This window comes from Chryseobacterium sp. LAM-KRS1 (assembly GCF_013184525.1).
Classification (GTDB): Bacteria; Bacteroidota; Bacteroidia; order Flavobacteriales; family Weeksellaceae; genus Chryseobacterium; species Chryseobacterium proteolyticum.
Window position 1 is genome coordinate 175,453 of sequence record NZ_JAAOIZ010000006.1, and the last position, 17,839, is coordinate 193,291.

Annotated in this window: 13 protein-coding genes; 6 read left to right on the top strand and 7 right to left on the bottom strand. The window is 35.3% G+C overall.

Features of this window, described 5'->3' with window-relative positions; genetic code table 11:
- Positions 1–215: 215 nt before the first annotated feature.
- Positions 216–797: a helix-turn-helix domain-containing protein gene (locus G9C87_RS18275; protein ID WP_172283835.1), complete on the top strand. Its 582-nt coding sequence runs from the start codon at positions 216–218 to the stop codon at positions 795–797.
- Complete coding sequence (locus G9C87_RS18280; protein ID WP_172283837.1) at positions 790–1,236, top strand: response regulator; 447 nt, start codon at positions 790–792, stop codon at positions 1,234–1,236. Before G9C87_RS18275 ends, G9C87_RS18280 begins: the two co-directional genes overlap by 8 nt.
- Before the next feature lie 594 nt (positions 1,237–1,830).
- On the opposite strand, the gene recG is transcribed toward G9C87_RS18280, so the two are convergent.
- The 6 genes from recG to G9C87_RS18310 form a co-directional block, all read right to left on the bottom strand.
- Positions 1,831–3,948: an ATP-dependent DNA helicase RecG gene (gene recG, locus G9C87_RS18285; RefSeq protein ID WP_172284181.1), complete on the bottom strand. Its 2,118-nt coding sequence runs from the start codon at positions 3,946–3,948 to the stop codon at positions 1,831–1,833.
- Positions 3,949–4,040: 92 nt separating this feature from the next.
- Positions 4,041–4,574: a thioredoxin family protein gene (locus G9C87_RS18290; protein ID WP_172283839.1), complete on the bottom strand. Its 534-nt coding sequence runs from the start codon at positions 4,572–4,574 to the stop codon at positions 4,041–4,043.
- Positions 4,575–4,619: 45 nt separating this feature from the next.
- A complete protein-coding gene (locus G9C87_RS18295) occupies positions 4,620–6,092 on the bottom strand; it encodes a peptide MFS transporter (RefSeq protein ID WP_172283841.1) in 1,473 nt (490 codons plus the stop codon).
- Positions 6,093–6,196: 104 nt separating this feature from the next.
- On the bottom strand, positions 6,197–7,951 hold the full coding sequence (locus G9C87_RS18300) for a peptide MFS transporter (protein ID WP_172283843.1): 1,755 nt from the start codon (positions 7,949–7,951) through the stop codon (positions 6,197–6,199).
- A gap of 133 nt (positions 7,952–8,084) precedes the next feature.
- On the bottom strand, positions 8,085–9,740 hold the full coding sequence (locus tag G9C87_RS18305) for a peptide MFS transporter (protein WP_172283845.1): 1,656 nt from the start codon (positions 9,738–9,740) through the stop codon (positions 8,085–8,087).
- 146 nt (positions 9,741–9,886) lie between these two features.
- Positions 9,887–12,016, bottom strand: coding sequence for a S9 family peptidase (locus G9C87_RS18310; protein WP_172283846.1), 2,130 nt, complete (start codon positions 12,014–12,016; stop codon positions 9,887–9,889).
- 120 nt (positions 12,017–12,136) lie between these two features.
- On the opposite strand from G9C87_RS18310, the gene G9C87_RS18315 reads away from it, so the two are divergent.
- The gene (locus G9C87_RS18315; protein WP_172283848.1) at positions 12,137–12,610 is read left to right on the top strand and encodes a hypothetical protein; all 474 of its coding nucleotides are present in this window, start codon (positions 12,137–12,139) and stop codon (positions 12,608–12,610) included.
- A 12-nt stretch (positions 12,611–12,622) separates the two neighbouring features.
- Positions 12,623–12,808: a DUF6496 domain-containing protein gene (locus G9C87_RS18320; protein WP_172283850.1), complete on the top strand. Its 186-nt coding sequence runs from the start codon at positions 12,623–12,625 to the stop codon at positions 12,806–12,808.
- A 109-nt stretch (positions 12,809–12,917) separates the two neighbouring features.
- Here the strand turns inward: G9C87_RS18320 and glgP are convergent, their stop codons facing one another.
- The gene (gene glgP, locus G9C87_RS18325) at positions 12,918–14,576 is read right to left on the bottom strand and encodes an alpha-glucan family phosphorylase (RefSeq protein ID WP_172283852.1); all 1,659 of its coding nucleotides are present in this window, start codon (positions 14,574–14,576) and stop codon (positions 12,918–12,920) included.
- A gap of 200 nt (positions 14,577–14,776) precedes the next feature.
- Between glgP and G9C87_RS18330 the strand changes: the two genes are divergently transcribed.
- Positions 14,777–15,574 (top strand): hypothetical protein, encoded by a 798-nt coding sequence (locus G9C87_RS18330; protein WP_172283854.1) that lies wholly within the window; start codon positions 14,777–14,779, stop codon positions 15,572–15,574.
- A 162-nt stretch (positions 15,575–15,736) separates the two neighbouring features.
- Entirely contained in the window at positions 15,737–17,836 is a 2,100-nt protein-coding gene (locus G9C87_RS18335) for a gliding motility-associated C-terminal domain-containing protein (RefSeq protein WP_172283855.1), read from the top strand.
- Positions 17,837–17,839: the final 3 nt, after the last annotated feature.

Consider the following 17,839-nt stretch of genomic DNA (forward strand, 5'->3'; position numbering starts at 1 on the left):
AAATCACTTCAAAAATAATACGTTCATATACTTGGTTTTAAGCTGTATTGGCTTTTATCAGTATATTTTTTTCATCCTTAGTGTTTAAATTCCTGTATTCTTTAATGCAGGAGTTTTTTGCGTTTATGAAAATTATTTTAACTTTATTAACCTATTTCACATTTATATGAAATAAAAGTTTATATTTACAAAATAATTAACACACTTGTACTAGGATGAAAATGTATGTGAAATTTGATTTCAATGCTCTTTGTAAAAAAGTGTTGGATGAAAAGCTTAAAGAACAGGGTTTGAAATACCGTTTGCTGAATTTTGGGGAAGTTGAATTTTATGAAGCATTTACTCAGGAACAGCACAATAATTTCAAAAAGAATCTTGAAGATTATGGCATCGAAATTATCGAGAGCCAGAAGATTGCATTAGTCCAGAAAATAAAAGATGCAATCGTAGAATTGGTTTTCTCAAAAGATATTGTTGCTGTTAAAGCGTCTATTTACATTGCTGAAAAATTGAATCATAGCTACGGATATCTTTCCAATCTTTTTTCAGAAGTCGCGTACACATCTATAGAAAACTTTATTATTCTACAGAAGATAGAATATGCCAAGGAGCTGATTATTACAAATAAACTTAACCTTACGGAGATTGCACATAAGCTGAACTACTCCAGTGTTGCTCATCTCAGTACACAATTTAAAAATACAACGGGTATCACTCCTTCCCAGTTTCAGAAAATTATTATCAAAAGGAGAAAAGAGCAGACTGTGGCTGTTACTAATAAAATGCTTTATGAATAAAGAATATTTAAATACCATACTTGTTGATAATGACGAAGGCAATATTATTCTATTTAAAAGTATACTTAAAGATCTTAAAATAACAGTAAAGGTGCAGTCGTTTTCCAATGGTGAGGATTTGATGAAATATTTAAATAATGCGGAGGCTCTTATTCCGGAAGTGCTGCTGATGAACTACACCATTCCAAAAAAAGGGATGCTGGAATGTCTGGAAGAGATTAAAAAAGATGTGAGGTTGAACAGTATGGTCACAGGGGTATATTGTGATACATTGTCAGAAGAAGAAGTCGAAAGGATTTTTGTAAAAGGTGCAAATATTTATATAAAAAAACCAGATAATTATAAAGACCTGAAAAGGGTAATTTCCGAGGTAGTGACTCTAAATTGGCAATACCACACATCAGGACTCAATAAGGATAATCTTATCCTGAAAGTATGATAAACATTGATGTTTCTGGATTTTAATTCAGAAATAAAATAAGACATATTATATAATACTCACCAATAGGTGAAAATTTTATAACTATTAAATATAATAATATAAATAGTTATTAATAACAATTGATGAAATTTGTACAAGAAACGTGCTAACACAAATTAATCATAAAAGTAATTAATATAAATAATTATTTTTCAAATCTTGAAAGTAAAAAATGTTAATCACGATGTTAGTAAAACAAAATGGATTATTCAGTTCCAATGTTAAGCGTAGAAGATCTTTAAACAAAACGGTACAATCATGAAAACTCAAGCGTCGGGGGATATTATAGTCGTTTCTTTTAAAATCCTTTCGACAAACACAGTTAGTTTTTATAATAAGTAAGTTGGAAACATAATTCATTTTGTTTTTTCAAAATTTATTTAGTAGTGGCTTAAAATAAAAATGCAAATGCTATAAATATTTTCACTCCACATCAAATTACAGAATAATAAGCATTCTACTAAATAAATTTTTTACCACGAGAATAATTTCTTCTAAATAACAGTTTTATAAGGGGGCCGCGGAAAGATCTTTTTCTTTTTGCGGTTTTTTTTATGATATTTTGCTCCATTTATTTTTCCCTTTATAGTATTTCAGATAGTAGTTTTTAATAATCTGATGCTCCGCAAGACCAAGCAGGGGATCTTTTTCAAGAATCTTTTCAACTGTTTTCTTTGTTGTTTTTATAATCCCGGAATCTTTTACCAGGTCAAGTCTTTTAAAATCTACAACACCACTTTGTTGAGTACCTAAAATATCACCAGGTCCGCGTAATTGCATATCTACTTCTGAGATTTTAAATCCATCATTGGTTTCTGTCATTGTCCTGATGCGGGTTCTGCTTTCAGTTGATAGTTTATCTGAAGTCATGAGAATGCAATAGCTTTGTTCCGCCCCGCGGCCCACACGTCCTCTTAACTGATGGAGCTGTGACAAACCAAACCTCTCAGCGCTCTCTATAACCATTACTGAGGCATTGGGAACGTTTACACCCACTTCAATTACTGTCGTTGCAACCATAATTTCTGCTTTCCCGGATGCAAAATAATTCATGGCTGCGTCTTTTTCATCCGGCTTCATCCTTCCATGGAGCATACTCACATTATAATCCGGAAAAGAGTTCATAACATGATCCAAACCTTCCATTAAATTTTTATAATCTAAAGTTTCAGATTCTTCTATCAGCGGATATACAAAATAGACCTGTCTGCCTTTTTTTATTTCATCTCTACAGAAATTATAAACATAGGTTCTGTCTTTTTCTCTTCTATGAGCTGTTATAATCGGTTTTCTACCTACGGGCATTTCATCAATCACAGAAACATCCAAGTCCGAGTAAAAGCTCATAGCCAGGGTTCTCGGAATAGGAGTGGCTGTCATAACAAGAATGTGTGGCGGAATTTTGTTTTTTGCCCAAAGTTTTGCCCGTTGTGCAACACCAAACCGATGTTGCTCATCTATAATGGCAAGCCCGAGATTTTTAAACTTAACCTTATCCTCAAGTATGGCATGAGTGCCTACTAAAATAGACAGCTCTCCGTTTTCAAGCTCTTGATGAATGATTTTCCTTTCAGAAGCCTTTGTGGAACCGGTTAAAAGCCGGACATTAATATCTGTTTTTTCAAGCAATTCTTTTATTCCGTTATAATGCTGTTGGGCAAGGATTTCAGTAGGTGCCATCATACAACTTTGAAAGCCGTTATCCATTGCAATAAGCATAGTAAGCAAAGCAACCATCGTTTTTCCTGAGCCTACATCTCCCTGAAGAAGCCTGTTCATCTGTATCGGTTTCTTCATATCTAAGCGTATTTCTTTTAAAACACGTTTTTGGGCATTGGTAAGCTCAAAAGGAAGATGGTTTTCATAAAAACCGGTAAAGTAGTCTCCCACAATAGGAAATGGATTGCCGAACGCCTGGCTTTTATGATGAATTTTCTTTAAAACATAGCCTAGCTGAAAGAAAAATGATTCTTCAAATTTCAACCGCTGATCGGCCTTTTCAAAATATTCCATACTCTGTGGAAAATGGATATTTAAAAAAGTATGTTGCCTTGATAAGAATTTAAAGGATTTTATCAGGTAATCCGGTAGGTTTTCCTCAATAAGATTGGGGATCTCTTTGCAGATATTTCTGAGAATTGTTTGAAAATATTTTTGGTTTAAACCACGTTTTGTCAGCTTTTCAGAGCTTGGATAAATTGGTCTCAGGCGATTATCATTTTCTCTTTTTTCTTCAATTTCAATTTCCGGATGTGGCATTGAAAACTGACTGTTAAAAAGATTGATCTTTCCGAAAATATAAACTTCCCTGTTGATGGGAAGCTGCTCTTTCAGCCATTTTGAATATTGGAACCATACAAGATCCATTGTTCCGGTTTCATCATTGAATTTAGCAGAGAGCCTTTTGGTTTTTCCGGTTTGAATTTCCTGAACATGGGTAATTTTTCCTTTTAGCTGAATCTCCAGATTGTTTTCCTGAAGATGAGAAATTTTATACACTTTATTTTTATCCAGATACCGGATAGGATAGAAGTTAAGCAAATCTTCGACAGTAGAAATTCCCAACACACTTTTAATGAGTTTAGCTTTTTCAGGACCGATTCCTTTAACGTATTCTATAGAGGTTTCTAGATTCAATTTTAGCTTGGATACAGGTTTCTGATCCGCGATAGTAAATGAAAAAATAAAAGTCCGAATTTCGGTAAAATAAAAAAAACTTCCAAAAAATTGGAAGCCTTAATTATTAATTTGGAAATCCCAAACTAGTTTTTTATTTTGGATTTAAACTTTTTCTGGTAATCTTCCCATTGTTCGCGCGTTTTAATTTTTTTATACATATCCTTTGAAATAAATTCCAGGTAAGGCTCTAGCTCTATAGCTGAAAGTTCACCCTGAAGAATAGTGATGGGTCCTCCTTTCTCATCCAGAAAAACAGTGCTTGGAACTGCCGCAACGTTCATATATTGTGTAAATTCATGGAGTGAATTTTTTCCTTTTTTGTGCTCAACGGAGTGATTGGAAAATGTTCTCCCGAAAATTTCAATATCTTTTTTCTCTTCTGCATTGAACTTCACCGGATAATAGTTTTCATTCAGGATCTGCTCAATCACAGGATGACCAAATGTTTTTTTGTCCATAATTTTGCATGGACCACACCAGTCGGCATAAAAATCAATAAGAATTTTTTTAGGATTTTGTTTCTGAGCCTTCAGGGCTTCTTCAATAGTCATCCATTTGACTTGTGCGAAGCTCAGGGTAAACAAAAACAAACTTATTATGCTTAGAATTTTTTTCATATAATTTTAAATTATTAATAAAATTAAGCATAATAAGCTTATATTTTATTTTACATCTTGCATTAATTTTCTCACAAGCTTGGACATCAAAATTAATACCACACCAGCTGTCAATGCATAGATTCCCAGAGTTTTATATCCGTCGGTATAAGCAATAAGTTTACTCATGTTGGTATTGCCGGTATTGGCCTCCGAAAAACTTGCTCCGATTTTACCGGCTGCAAACTGTCCGAATGCACTTGCCAGAAACCACAATCCCATCATCATTCCGAACATTTTCTTTGGTGATAGTTTTGTGATAATAGACATTCCGATCGGCCCCAAACATAATTCTCCGAAAGTAATGACCAGCCAGGTAAAGGTAAACAGATTAAGTGAAGATTTTCCATCAGCACCCGCAAAATATCTTAAACTATAAAATAAAAAGAATCCGGCTGCAAGGAATAAAAATCCAATCCCGAATTTGTTGATGGTATTCGGTTCTAATTTTCTTTTATTTAAACCAATCCATGCCAGCCCGATCAATGGACTGAAAATGATAATAAAAAATGAATTGGCACTATTATTAATAACATTAGGATCCATACCAAAGCCTAAAAGCTTATGTACAAGATTATCTTTTGCAAATAAAGATAAAGAACCTCCGCTTTGCTCATAAATAGAGTTGAAGACAAAGTACATGAAGATGAATATGAATGCGGCAACAAGCTTTTTCTGATAAGGTGTGGTTTGTTTTAATGTTTCTATGATAAAATATCCGACCGCAACAATTCCTATCAGGTACATAAAATAATCGGTATAATCCGTATTCTTGACCATGATAAAAATAAGCGGCATACTTAGCAACGCTCCGATATAAACCAACACTTCACGAGTCGTTCTTTTGGATTGTGGAAGAGCCTGTAATGGAGAATCTCCGATAGGGCCTAAGGTTTTCTTTGTCGCAAAAAATGTAATCAAGCCTAAAATCATTACAACGGCAGCTGCAAGGAAACACCATGACCATGAATAATATTTCCCCAGATAAACACATAAGCCACCCCCAAGTAACCCACCAATATTAATACCTGCATAAAATAATCCATATCCTGCATCCCTTCTTGGGTCATCCTCCTTGTAAAGTTCTCCTACCATCGAAGAAATATTAGGTTTGAAAAAACCGGTACCAATGATTGAACAGGTAATTCCGAAATAAAAGAAATCATGGGGCGAAAAGGCAATAATAAGATTACCAATGGACATGATAAGTCCGCCAAAAACCAATGATCTTTTAAATCCCAGGATCTTGTCTGCAAAAATTCCCCCGATAAAGGTGAATGCATAAATGAAGGCCTGTATTGCTCCATATTGTAAATTGGCTTTATCTTCCAATAAGCCCAATTGGTCCACCATAAAAATGGTAAGAACTCCGCGCATCCCGTAAAAACAAAAACGCTCCCACATTTCTACTGTGAATAGCGTCCAAAGCTGTTTAGGATACTTGCCTTTAAAATCTTGTATTTCTTCTAATGTATACATAGTAAATGAAAATAAACGAAAAGCTGTTTCATTTTGAAACGGCGTGCTAATTTATAAAAAAACCTCTGACAAAGCAGAGGTTTTATAGTATTTTATTAATGCAACTACTTTACACCGTGCATCATTTTCTTTAAAATAGGTGAAATTAAACCTAAAATTACCGCAGCAATACCGCAAAGTACTACGAATACCATGAAGAATTGAAACAGGTTGTGAATTTCAAATCCGGCAAATGTAGGATTGTGTAATGGGAGCTGGGCTTTATCAAAAGCAGCTATTTGATCAGCTGTTAAAGTTACTTTTTTGTCTAAAACATCCTGAAGGTTTACTCCGATTTCCTCCGCTTTTTTAAATTTATCACCTGTTGCAGGAATAAGAGCTCCTAATGAACCTGCTAAAGCATAACCTGCTGCATTGGAGATAAAGAAAACCCCGTATAATAATGAAGCGAATCTTTTTGGAGCTAACTTACCTACTAGTGATAAACCAATAGGAGAAAGGCAAAGCTCACCACATGTCTGGATGAAATACAATAGCATCAACCATTTGATTGCTAATAGACCTGAGCTTCCAAGATCTTTTACATTGTGGGCAATGATGAAATAAGAAAGCGCAATTAATGCCAATCCCATAGCTTGCTTGAACGGAGATACAGGTTCTTTTCCTTTGGCTCTTAATTTGTCCCAGATCAAACTGAACGGAACGGCAAGTATAACAACAAAGATCCCGTTGAAGATCTGAACCATGGAAGGAGGCATATTCCAGCCTAAAATATTCCTGTCTGTCTGGTTATCCGCAATGAACGTCAGGGAAGAACCTGCCTGCTCAAAAGCGGCCCAGAAGAAAATAATAAAAAATGATACGATATAAATTACCCAGATTCTCTGTCTTTCCACTTTATTTTCAGCAGAAGTCATAATCAGGAATGCTAAAGCGATACCTGCCGCATAGATGAAAGGATAGATAATTCCTTTGATAAGTTGTCCCATCTCTACTGAATTGAATCCAAATTCTCCTACAAGAAGATATCTGAAAGCAAAAAATAAAACGACAAATATAAGCCCCGTTATTCCTAATGACGGACCTGAGAATTTAGCCGTTTGGGTTTCCCCTTCTTCAAAATCTGCACTTGTATTATGTTTTGGTAATCCTCCGATAGGTCTTCCTTCCGGAGTCACCACATATTTGTTTTTAAGGATGAAGAATGTTACCGTTCCGATAATCATGGCAATAGAAGCTGCAAGAAATCCCCATTTGAAGGCGAAAATATCTCTTACCCCTGTTGCTGCATCTTTAACATCCCCAACGTATGGACAGATAAATTGCCCAAGGAATGCTCCGATATTGATTCCCATGTAGAAAATAGTAAAGGCAGAGTCCAGCTTTGATTTTTCCTGCTTGGGATAAAGGCTTCCAACCATTGAGGAGATATTCGGTTTAAAGAAACCGTTACCAAAAATGATAATGAACAAGGCAAGCCACATGATAAGCTTAGCACTTCCGATATCAGCAGAAAAAGTGGAGGCACTTATGAACAGTAAAAACTGACCAATGGCCATTAAGGATCCACCAATAATAATGGCGTATCTGTTACCAATATATTTATCAGCAATAAATCCTCCTAAAAGAGGTGTTAAATAACACAAAGCTAAAAATCCACCGTAAATGATCGCTGCATCAGCTTCTTTTATCAATAGGGAGTTTACCATAAAGAGCGTTAAAAGTGCTCTCATCCCATAAAAGTTGAAACGCTCCCACATTTCTGTTCCGAAAAGAACCCATAATCCTTTGGGATGTCTGGAGCTCTTATTCTCTACAAGTTCATCCGGTTTCGGACTTAATGCTTCAATATTATCCATTCTTATTGTTAATTTTTGTTAAGACTAGCAAATATAGTTTTTTTTGAGTTTTTGGCAAGATTTTAATTTTATATTTAAATAAAAAAGCTGTAGATCAATTCTACAGCTTTTATTATCTATTAAAAAGGGTTAATTAATGCCCTTTTTCTTTCATGATCCTGTTTAACCTTTTAAGCATTGAAAGCCCTAAAAGCGTAGCAAAAATCAATAAAGCAAAGTTAACCAGGAAATAATTCATCTTGTTATCATAGCTGTACCACGTACTTGCCAATATTCCTGATAACTTATTTCCGACTGAATTGGCAAGGAAAAAACCACCCATCATCAATGCTGTAATTCTTGCAGGAGAAAGCTTAGAAACAAAAGAAAGTCCCATTGGGGAAAGGCAGAGTTCTCCTACTGTAATCACTCCATAACCGGCAACAAGCCACCATGGAGAAACTTTTACAGCTCCGTTATCTCCGGCCATTACTGCCAATACCATTACCAGGCAGGATAATGCGGAGATGAATAAGCCTAAAACAATTTTTGTAGGAGTAAGCGGCTCTTTTCCTTTTCTTCGTAATATTGCCCAAAATCCTACGATCAGAGGGGTTAAAGCAATAACCCAGAAAGGGTTTATGGATTGAAATAATTCAGTGTTGTATAAATAAACCTTATTTTTTGGATTTTTCTCTAATTCAGCACGTTGTTCAGAAGATATATTTTTAAAATAAACATCTTTCCCCTGCACTTTAATTGTATTTCCGTCTTTATCTTTCTGTGACTGGAATTGATTGTCATAAACAGGAACTTCTTTGTCCTCATAACTTTTACCATCTACCATATAGATATTCTCTAAAGGTTTTTCTATGGCTGCGGGAACACTTCGATCGGTATAATAATTCGCCCATCTTGTTAAAGCGGTTCCGTTTTGTTTAAAAACTGCCCAGAAAAACATACTGATCATAAAAACAGATAATAATGCTCCGATAGCCGTTTTTTCTTCTGGTTTTGCTTTAAAATAAAGTGATCCATAAAAATAGATGACAGGAATACATGCAAAAATAAATGCATCGGTGCTATCGCTTCCAAATATATTACCCGGAATAAACCATCCGATGGCTCCGGCAATAATAGCCGGTAAAAAAACCTTAATTAAGATTTCCGAAAGCTTAGTATCTCCTTCCTGAACAGGTTTCATCTGAGCTGCGTGGATATAGTGCTTCCTCCCAATGGTAAAAATAACCATACCGATAAGCATTCCTACTCCGGCCGTAATGAAAGCTTCACCCCAACCAAATTTGTTACGCATGAACGCAGCAATAATATTGCAGATAAATGCTCCTATGTTGATCCCCATATAGAAAATATTGTAACCAGAGTCCTTATTGGCTTTATAAGGTTCTTCAGAATACAGATTTCCGAGAAGGGTAGAAATGGTTGGTTTAAAAAAACCGTTTCCTATGATAATAAGTGCCAGAGAAGTGTAGAATAAAGGGAGATCCTTGAAAACGCCCATTCCTATATATCCAGCAGCCATCAGAATTCCTCCCAGATAAATAGATTTGATATATCCCAAAACCCTGTCTGCCAAGAAACCTCCAATAAACGGGGTTAGATAGGTAAGTGCAATATAGGTCCCGAAAATATCGTCAGCGGTTTTGTCCGGTAATCCCAGACCTCCTTTTAAACCGGTAGGTTCAATAACATACAAAACAAAAATTCCGAGAATCAAGTAGTACCCGAACCTTTCCCACATTTCGGTAAAAAATAGAAAAGGCAGGCCTTTAGGATGTTTAGTCTTCATCTATACAAATTTCAAATTTCCCAAAAATAAGTTTTTAATTTTAATTGATAAAATAAATTACTCTTTAGAAAAACGATAAATGAAATGAATATTAAAAAACCTTCTAACGTAAATCAGAAGGTTTAATAAATATTTTTAACGATGGATTATAAATTATTAAGGATAAAATCCGTCATTTTTTGATAGACCTGAGGTCTTGTTTGTCCGCCACTAATTCCGTGGTTTTTATCAGGATATGCCATGAAATCAAATTGCTTTTTGTTTTGGATCAAGGCCTCCGAGAATTCCATAGAATTCTGAAAATGTACATTATCATCGGCAGTACCATGGATTAGTAGAAATTTACCTTTGAGCAGTTTAGAGTATTCTGTTGGAGAATTTTTATCATAACCGTCAGCATTTTCCTGTGGAGTTCTCATGAATCTTTCCGTATAAACAGAATCATAATACCTCCAGTTGGTAACCGGAGCAACAGCAATTCCTGCTTTGAAGACGTCGGCTCCTTTTGTCATAGCTAAACTTGTCATATATCCACCAAAGCTCCATCCGAACATTCCGATTCTGCTTTTATCAATATAAGATTGATTTCCAAACCATTTCGCAGCGGTAATCTGGTCTTCAATTTCATATTTTCCGAGGTTCATATATGTTACCTTTTTATATTGAGCTCCCTTGTAACCAGTACCACGTCCGTCTACACACGCTACAATATATCCTTTCTGAACCAAATGATTGAACCACAAGGTATTTCCTTGATCCCAAGAATTAGAAACCTGCTGAGAACCGGGCCCGGAGTATTGGAACATAAATAAAGGATATTTTTTATTCGGATCAAAGTTTTTAGGTTTTATGATCCATGCATTCATCTGATCACCTGCATTATTTGGAATGGTAATGAATTCCTTCACGGCAAAATTATCTGCTTGTAATTTTTGAAGCTGGTCGTTATTGTTCTGAAGTTCTTTTACTGTTTTACCATTACCGTCCTTAAGTACAAAAGTATAAGGCTTTGAAACAGAGGAGGAGGTTTCAATGAAATAATTATAGTTTTTGCTGAAATTAGCAGAGTTATTTCCTTCTGTATTGGAGATCAGCTGTGATTTCCCATTCTCAATATTGATTTTGGATACTACCTTGTTAATACTTCCTTTTTCAGTGGTCTGAACATAGATTTCTTTAGATTTTGGATTGTAGCCATAATAATCAGTTACCTCCCAGTTTCCTTTTGTAACCTGCTTCTTCAGTTTACCATCTTTGTCATACCAATATAGGTGACGGTGCCCGTCTCTTTCTGATCCCCAAAGGAAAGAATCATCCTCCAGGAATTCCAATGTTGGACTGTCCGTATCAATCCACTTATCATCTGTTTCTGTAAATAATTTTTGAACAGCACCGGTTTTTGTATTAACTTTTAAAACATCAGAAGCGTTTTGTATTCTTTCTGAAGTAATCAAAACCATTTCGTCAGGTTTTGCTGTCTGAAATACATTGGGAATATAATAATTCTTGAAGGATCCAAGATTTAGGGGCATTGTTTTTCCTGAATCAAGACGGTATAATTGAGCTGATACAACAGAATTCTTTTCTCCGGCTTTTGGATATTTATAACGCATTTCTGTCGGATAAAGAGTTTTACCATAAATAGGAATATAAATTTCCGGAACCTGGCTTTCATCTGATTTTATGAAAACAATGGCATCCGAATTTTTGGTCCATTCATACTGTCTTGCATGTCCGAATTCTTCTTCATATACCCAGTCAGCAAGTCCATTGATAATTGAGTTTTTCTTTCCGTCCGTCGTTATCTGAGTGATCTTTCCGGAATTCAGATCCTGAAAAAACAGGTTATTGTCTGCAATAAATGCCAGTTTAGATGCATCCGGTGAAAACCTGGGCTCCTGAACGGGTTTCCCTTCATTAACAGAAATGATTTTCCCTGATTTAAGGTCTTTAACTTCAAATTTCCCTAAAAACGAATGTCTATAAATAGGCTGTCTTTCTTTAAGCAAAAGAATTTTGGATTCATCATCGGAAAACTCATAGCTTTCAAACTGCCCGTCTACTATATTACCTTCTTTTTGAGAATTTTTATAAGAATATTTTGCGATACCGCCTTGCTCAATAACCAAGTAGTTTTCTCCGTTTTTCATGGAAGTAATTCCGGCAATGCCTTTCCCACGGTAATATCCTGAATATATTTTATCTAATGTGATTTCTTGTGCAGATAGATTTTGAAGAGCTATGGCAACACCAAGACTTAATAGGATTTTTTTCATTTCTAATTTTAAACAGATTCAAAGATAATAATTTTATCAAACGCACAAAAAAGCTTTTTAATATAAGGCTTTGGCAAAAAAATTGAATGTATTATTACAAATCAAGCTAAAATAATAATTATGGAAACGAATGCATTCAATCAGAAATTAAATCGTTACGTTTTGAATGATCAAATAGTGTATACGGGTTTTTCGAGCTTTAAAGATGCTGAAGCATGTGCACAGAAAAAGGGCGGAACTTTAGTGGAAGTAAGCTTTAAAGATGGAAATGATAATCCGCAGATTTCAGATGAAGCAGGGCTTATTGAAAAAAAATTACATTATTATGTATATGCAGGTGATGAATATAAATTTATCCATTCCTCAGATCCGGGATTCAGAAAATACGCAGACGATCTGCAGAAAATAAAAGCTAAGATGCGTCAGGATGCTCCTGACGAAAGATATTTAGCCAATTTTGAAATTGAAAATGCAGAAGATCCGATTATTGTGATCAAAAATGATCGTTTAGAATCGGTTACTTCAAGAGAGCGTTCAAAATATTTGAAACACGCTGAAGTTTATGAAATAGGGGTATCCCTGCCAAAATCTTAAAAAAATAGCATCATGAGCAAGACAAAATATTCAGATAAAGCTCAGGAAAAAGTAGGAAAAGTAATGCACGAATTCAAAGAGGGTAAATTAAAATCTTCTTCTGGAAAAAAAGTGACAAGTAAGAAACAAGCTGTTGCAATCGGAATTTCTGAAGCAAGAGAGAAAGGCTTGAAAGTGCCTAAAAAGAAAAAAGACTAACTTAAAATAAAAGCTGCCGGAGAATTCTCCGGCAGCTTTTATTTATAATATTGACCTAAAAATTATAAGGGTCTCAATTTTTTAAATTTCTCAATTCAGCAATTTCACCCTAATAATTATACAGCATGCTATAGTATTCATCAGCCATTCTATCGCTGTTAAACTGATGCTTAACATCGTCCATGGCATTGTACTGTATTTTCCTCCAGCTGTCTGCATTATCGTAGTAGGTTGGGAGGATCTGGTTTTCCAGGATTTCATATAACTGGTTTAAATCATAGTTGTCCTGTTCGTAGATGCTCATATTCAGGTAATCTGCTTTTTGAACGACAAAAGAGTTTTGCCCGTGTCTTGCAAACTCAGGAATCCAGCCGTCATCTGTCGAAAGATTTACAGAACCATTCATAGCTGCAGTCATTCCTGAAGTTCCTGAAGCTTCTCTTGGAACCCTGGGATTATTCAGCCATAGGTCTGAACCCTGTTTTAGTGATTTGCTTAAAGAAAGCTCATAACCTGTAAGGACAGCCATGTTTTTATGATTTTTACTTTCTTCTACCAGTGTATTGAACGTAGAAATGGCAGAATAATCCATTGGATAGGGTTTCCCTGCCCAAATTATCTGAACAGGATGTTCAGGATTATTCAATAACTTGTAAAATCTGTCCTTATCGTGCAAAAGCAGATCAGCACGTTTATAACCGGCAAATCTCCTTGCCCAGACTATAGTAAAAATGTTTGGATTGAAAAGATTTCCTGTTTGATCGGCAACGATTTTAAAGAGTCTCTTTTTTAAATATTTTTTACGGTAATCAAATGCCTGATCGTCTCTTTCATCTTTGGAGTTGTAGAGGCGCTTATCTGCCCAGTATTTAAATTCCTGTGCGTTGGTGATTGATTTGATTTCGCAAATTCCGGGATATTTACTCCACATTGCTCTGGAAACCACACCGTGAAGTTGTGAAACACCATTGGCAACTTTAGCCATTTTTAATGCACAAAGAGAATGATTGAAACGCTCATCATCTACTCCTTCTATGCTTTTGGCTTCTTCCATACTAAAGCCTGAAAAATAAGACATGTCATAACATAATTTCAGATTATGTTTTTCATTTCCCGCTTCTTCAGGAGTGTGCGTTGTGAAAACAAGTTTCTCTTTTACTTTGCTTAAATCTCCATTGTATTTTCTTAATAAATAAAATGCAGCGGGTAGAGCATGTGCTTCATTCAGATGATAAATATCTCTTTCCAGATTCATTTCGTCCAGTAATTGGGCACCTCCTTTTCCCAGTAATATATATTGAGCCAGCTTTGTCGATTCATTGGCATCATATAGTTTATGACAGATTGTTTTTGAAACGTGGTCATTTTCCGGTACATCTGTTGATAGAAAAAACATAGGGGTGGTATGGAAAATTTCAGGATCCAGATACCATACTTTCACCCAAACAGGAGCGCTGTGGATTTCAATTTGGAATTTTATTCCGGTATCTTCCAAAAAACTATACATTTTTTTTGTCCATACCGGCTGTAGTGTCTGATCGTGGTTTCTTGCCTGATCATAGTAGCCGAATTTCCAGAGTATTCCTATTCCTATAAAATCCTGCTTTAAATTATAGGCGCTTCTCATGTGTGAACCGGCTAAAAAGCCCAGTCCTCCGGAATATATTTTTAAAACCTGTTCAATGGCAAATTCCATTGAAAAATAGGCAACTTTTTTTGAATATTGGGGATTGGTATTAAAAGGTATTTTAAAGTTTTTAAAATCCATGTATCGCAATTTTGTATTTAAAAGCCAAAGGTATTGAATATGAAAGTAAACTATACATTAATTATTTGACAATTTATTTTTAAAAATATCTGTTGAATAGTTTTTTTGCTTACCTTTAAGTGTAATTTTTTGATAATCAAAAACTTCTCAGATGAAACTTTAGGTTCCATGTTTTATTAACCATTAATAAAAAGGCAGTCATGAAAAAGGTGTTTTCCGATGAAGATTTAATCAAGAATCTAAGCTTATATTACCTGAATCGACATTTGAAAAAAAAGCCGATAGAAAAGTATCATCGTAAAATAGACGAATCTCAGCTTCATGACCGCGAAAAGTATAAGAAAAAATCAGAAATTTTACTGTTAAATTCTTTTATGCATCATTTTCCTGATGTTAAATTTGAAAACCTTACCTGTGAAAGTCCCGACTTTATCGCTAATTTAAATGATAAAAAAATTGGGATAGAACTCACTGAGGTGATCAATCATTTGGAAATGAAGAAGATAGAAAGTAATCTTAACAAGATTTTCCGTCAGGCTGAAATATTATTAGAACAAGAAGACACTACGAAATATCGTGGTGTTTATTTTTTAGAATTTCATTCGGATTTCAGGTTTGATAATCCCGAGGAACACCAGGAAAGTATTCTTGCCATCTGTAAGAGCATAAAGAAAAACAAACCGGTAGGCTGCGTTAAAAAAATCAGGAAGTCTTTTCATCGTAGAAATGTATTTATTACACATGAATACAGTATGAATTTATTTGATGAATTATGCTCGGATAAAATACTTGAACTGATTGAGAAAAAGAATGAAAAATTTCCTTATTACGACACTTCAGTAGACGAATGCTGGCTTGTGATCGTTTCAGATATGAATTCTATTGCATCACGATATACCTTTATTCAGGATAAAGAACATCTGAATGAAGTCAAAAGTCCTTTTCACAAAATTTTCCATCTTGAGAATTTATGTGGGAATTTGACAAGTATAAAATAATTCTTTAATAGATGTGTTTTTGTTTAATAATTACATATTTTTAATATGTATTGTTAATGATTTTTGTTATTTTATAAATTTTAATGAAATAATAAGTATATTTGATATATGTGTTGTGTATTGATTTAATTATTGATTAATTTCTAACAAAAGCATATATTCATGAGGAAAAATTTACTTATTATTTTTTTATTGATCTCACAAATCCTCTTTTCCCAGGCAGATTGTTCATCTGCATTATCGGTTTGTGGAAATTCAAGCATTACATATTCTCCCACAGGAATTGGAGCTGTAAATGAAAATTTAGGAGGGTGCTTAATAACAGGCGAACACAATTCAATTTGGTATAAACTTACTATTGCCACTGGCGGAACGCTTACTTTTGATTTGGTGCCCAATGATCCGGATGCGGATTATGATTGGGCTATTTATGGTCCTAATGTAGCTTGCGGAAGTTTAGGATCTCCTATACGCTGTAATGCTGCAACTGTGATTGGTGTAGGTCCGTCTACAGGATTAAATATGACAAGTACGATTGTAGATGCGCCTGGTGGATCACTGACTCCTTATTGTAAATATTTAGATGTTTTGCCAGGTCAGACTTATTATTTATATATAGATAACTGGGTGGGTGCTGCCAGTACTACAATGGCTCCGTTTTCTTTGACCTGGGGAGGTACTGCTGCCTTGGCGTCTCCTTTCACTGATCCTGCGATACAGCCACATCCATTTGTCCCTCCGGGAGTTCCCGCGGCTAATCCGGCTGACCCACGTGAAGTTATTATATGTAATAGTCCGGCTGTTTTTGATTTCAGTACTTTGACGGCAGGCATTCTTAATGCGAACCCTAATTTCCAGATAACGTACCATACCTCACAAAATGATGCCCTTTCCGGTGCAAGCCCTATTTTAACTCCCATTACCGTTAATACAACAACAACTTATTATTTCAGTATACATTATCAGGATCCTGCGAATCCCAACAATCCAATCAATTCATGCAGGCAGGTGGGTGCCTTTAAATTTAAGCTGGGAAATATAACGGGGAATAACGTTTCTTTATTTGCCTGCAACAATAATAATGCGGGTACGGCAACATTTGATCTTACAACTGCTGCTGTTTTTGGTGATCCTACAGCAGTTAAAAAATATTATCCGTCTTTAAACGATCTTAATGCAGGTACTAATGAAATTCTGAATCCTTCTGCATATGTATCTGCTGAAGCAACAGTATATGTAAAAATAATTTCCCAGCTGGGATGTATTGGAACAGGGATGATTTATCTTAAGTTTTATCCTGTGGTGGTTGTAAATGATGCTATTTTGAGATCATGTTTTATTGAGGGCGCCTCCTCTACAGCGTCTTTTAATCTTACCGCCGCATCGGTTACTACACAGGCACCCGTAACCAAGAAATATTATCCTTCACTTACTGACGCGGTGAATGGAACAAATGAAATCGCAACACCGTCTGCGTACATCGCTTCTAATGGTGTGGTATACATAAAAGTATTCAATTCAAATAATTGTTTTGCCGTCGCAAAAGTTACTCTAGCTGTGCTCCCACCGGTAAAATCGACAGTCCTTACTGATAAAACCATCTGTATGGAGGACACTACCACATTGGATGCCGGTCCCGGCTTCGATTCATACCTCTGGAGTACAGGAGCTACAACCCAGGCGATCACAAATGTAAGCGTAGGGACTTATTGGGTAAAACTAAAAACTGGAGAATGCATCACAACTCAGGAGGTAAAAGTGTATGCAAGTGAGCAGCCGGTAATATCCAATATAGATATTTCGACCAACACTATTACAGTTACGGTTAACGGAGGAACACCTCCTTATCAATATTCATTAGATAATATCAACTGGCAGACTTCTAATGTATTTAGCAATGTACCGAGAGGAGATAGCCAGGTTTATGTAAAGGATTCTTATGACTGTGATCCAATTGATATTACTGTGGTGGTACCGAACCTGATCAATGTAATTACACCGAATAATGATGGAATTAATGATGTAATTGATTATTCAGCGCTGGCTAACAAACAAAATTTAATATTGAGTATCTTCGACAGGTATGGTAATAAGGTTCACCAAGCCGACAAAACAAATGGATATAAATGGGATGGTACTACCAATGGCAGTAAAAAGGTTCCTACAGGGACATATTGGTACTCTGTAACCTGGAACGAAAATGATAAGAAAAATACACCGGTTAAATTCTCAAGCTGGATACTGGTGAAAAACAGGGATTAATAT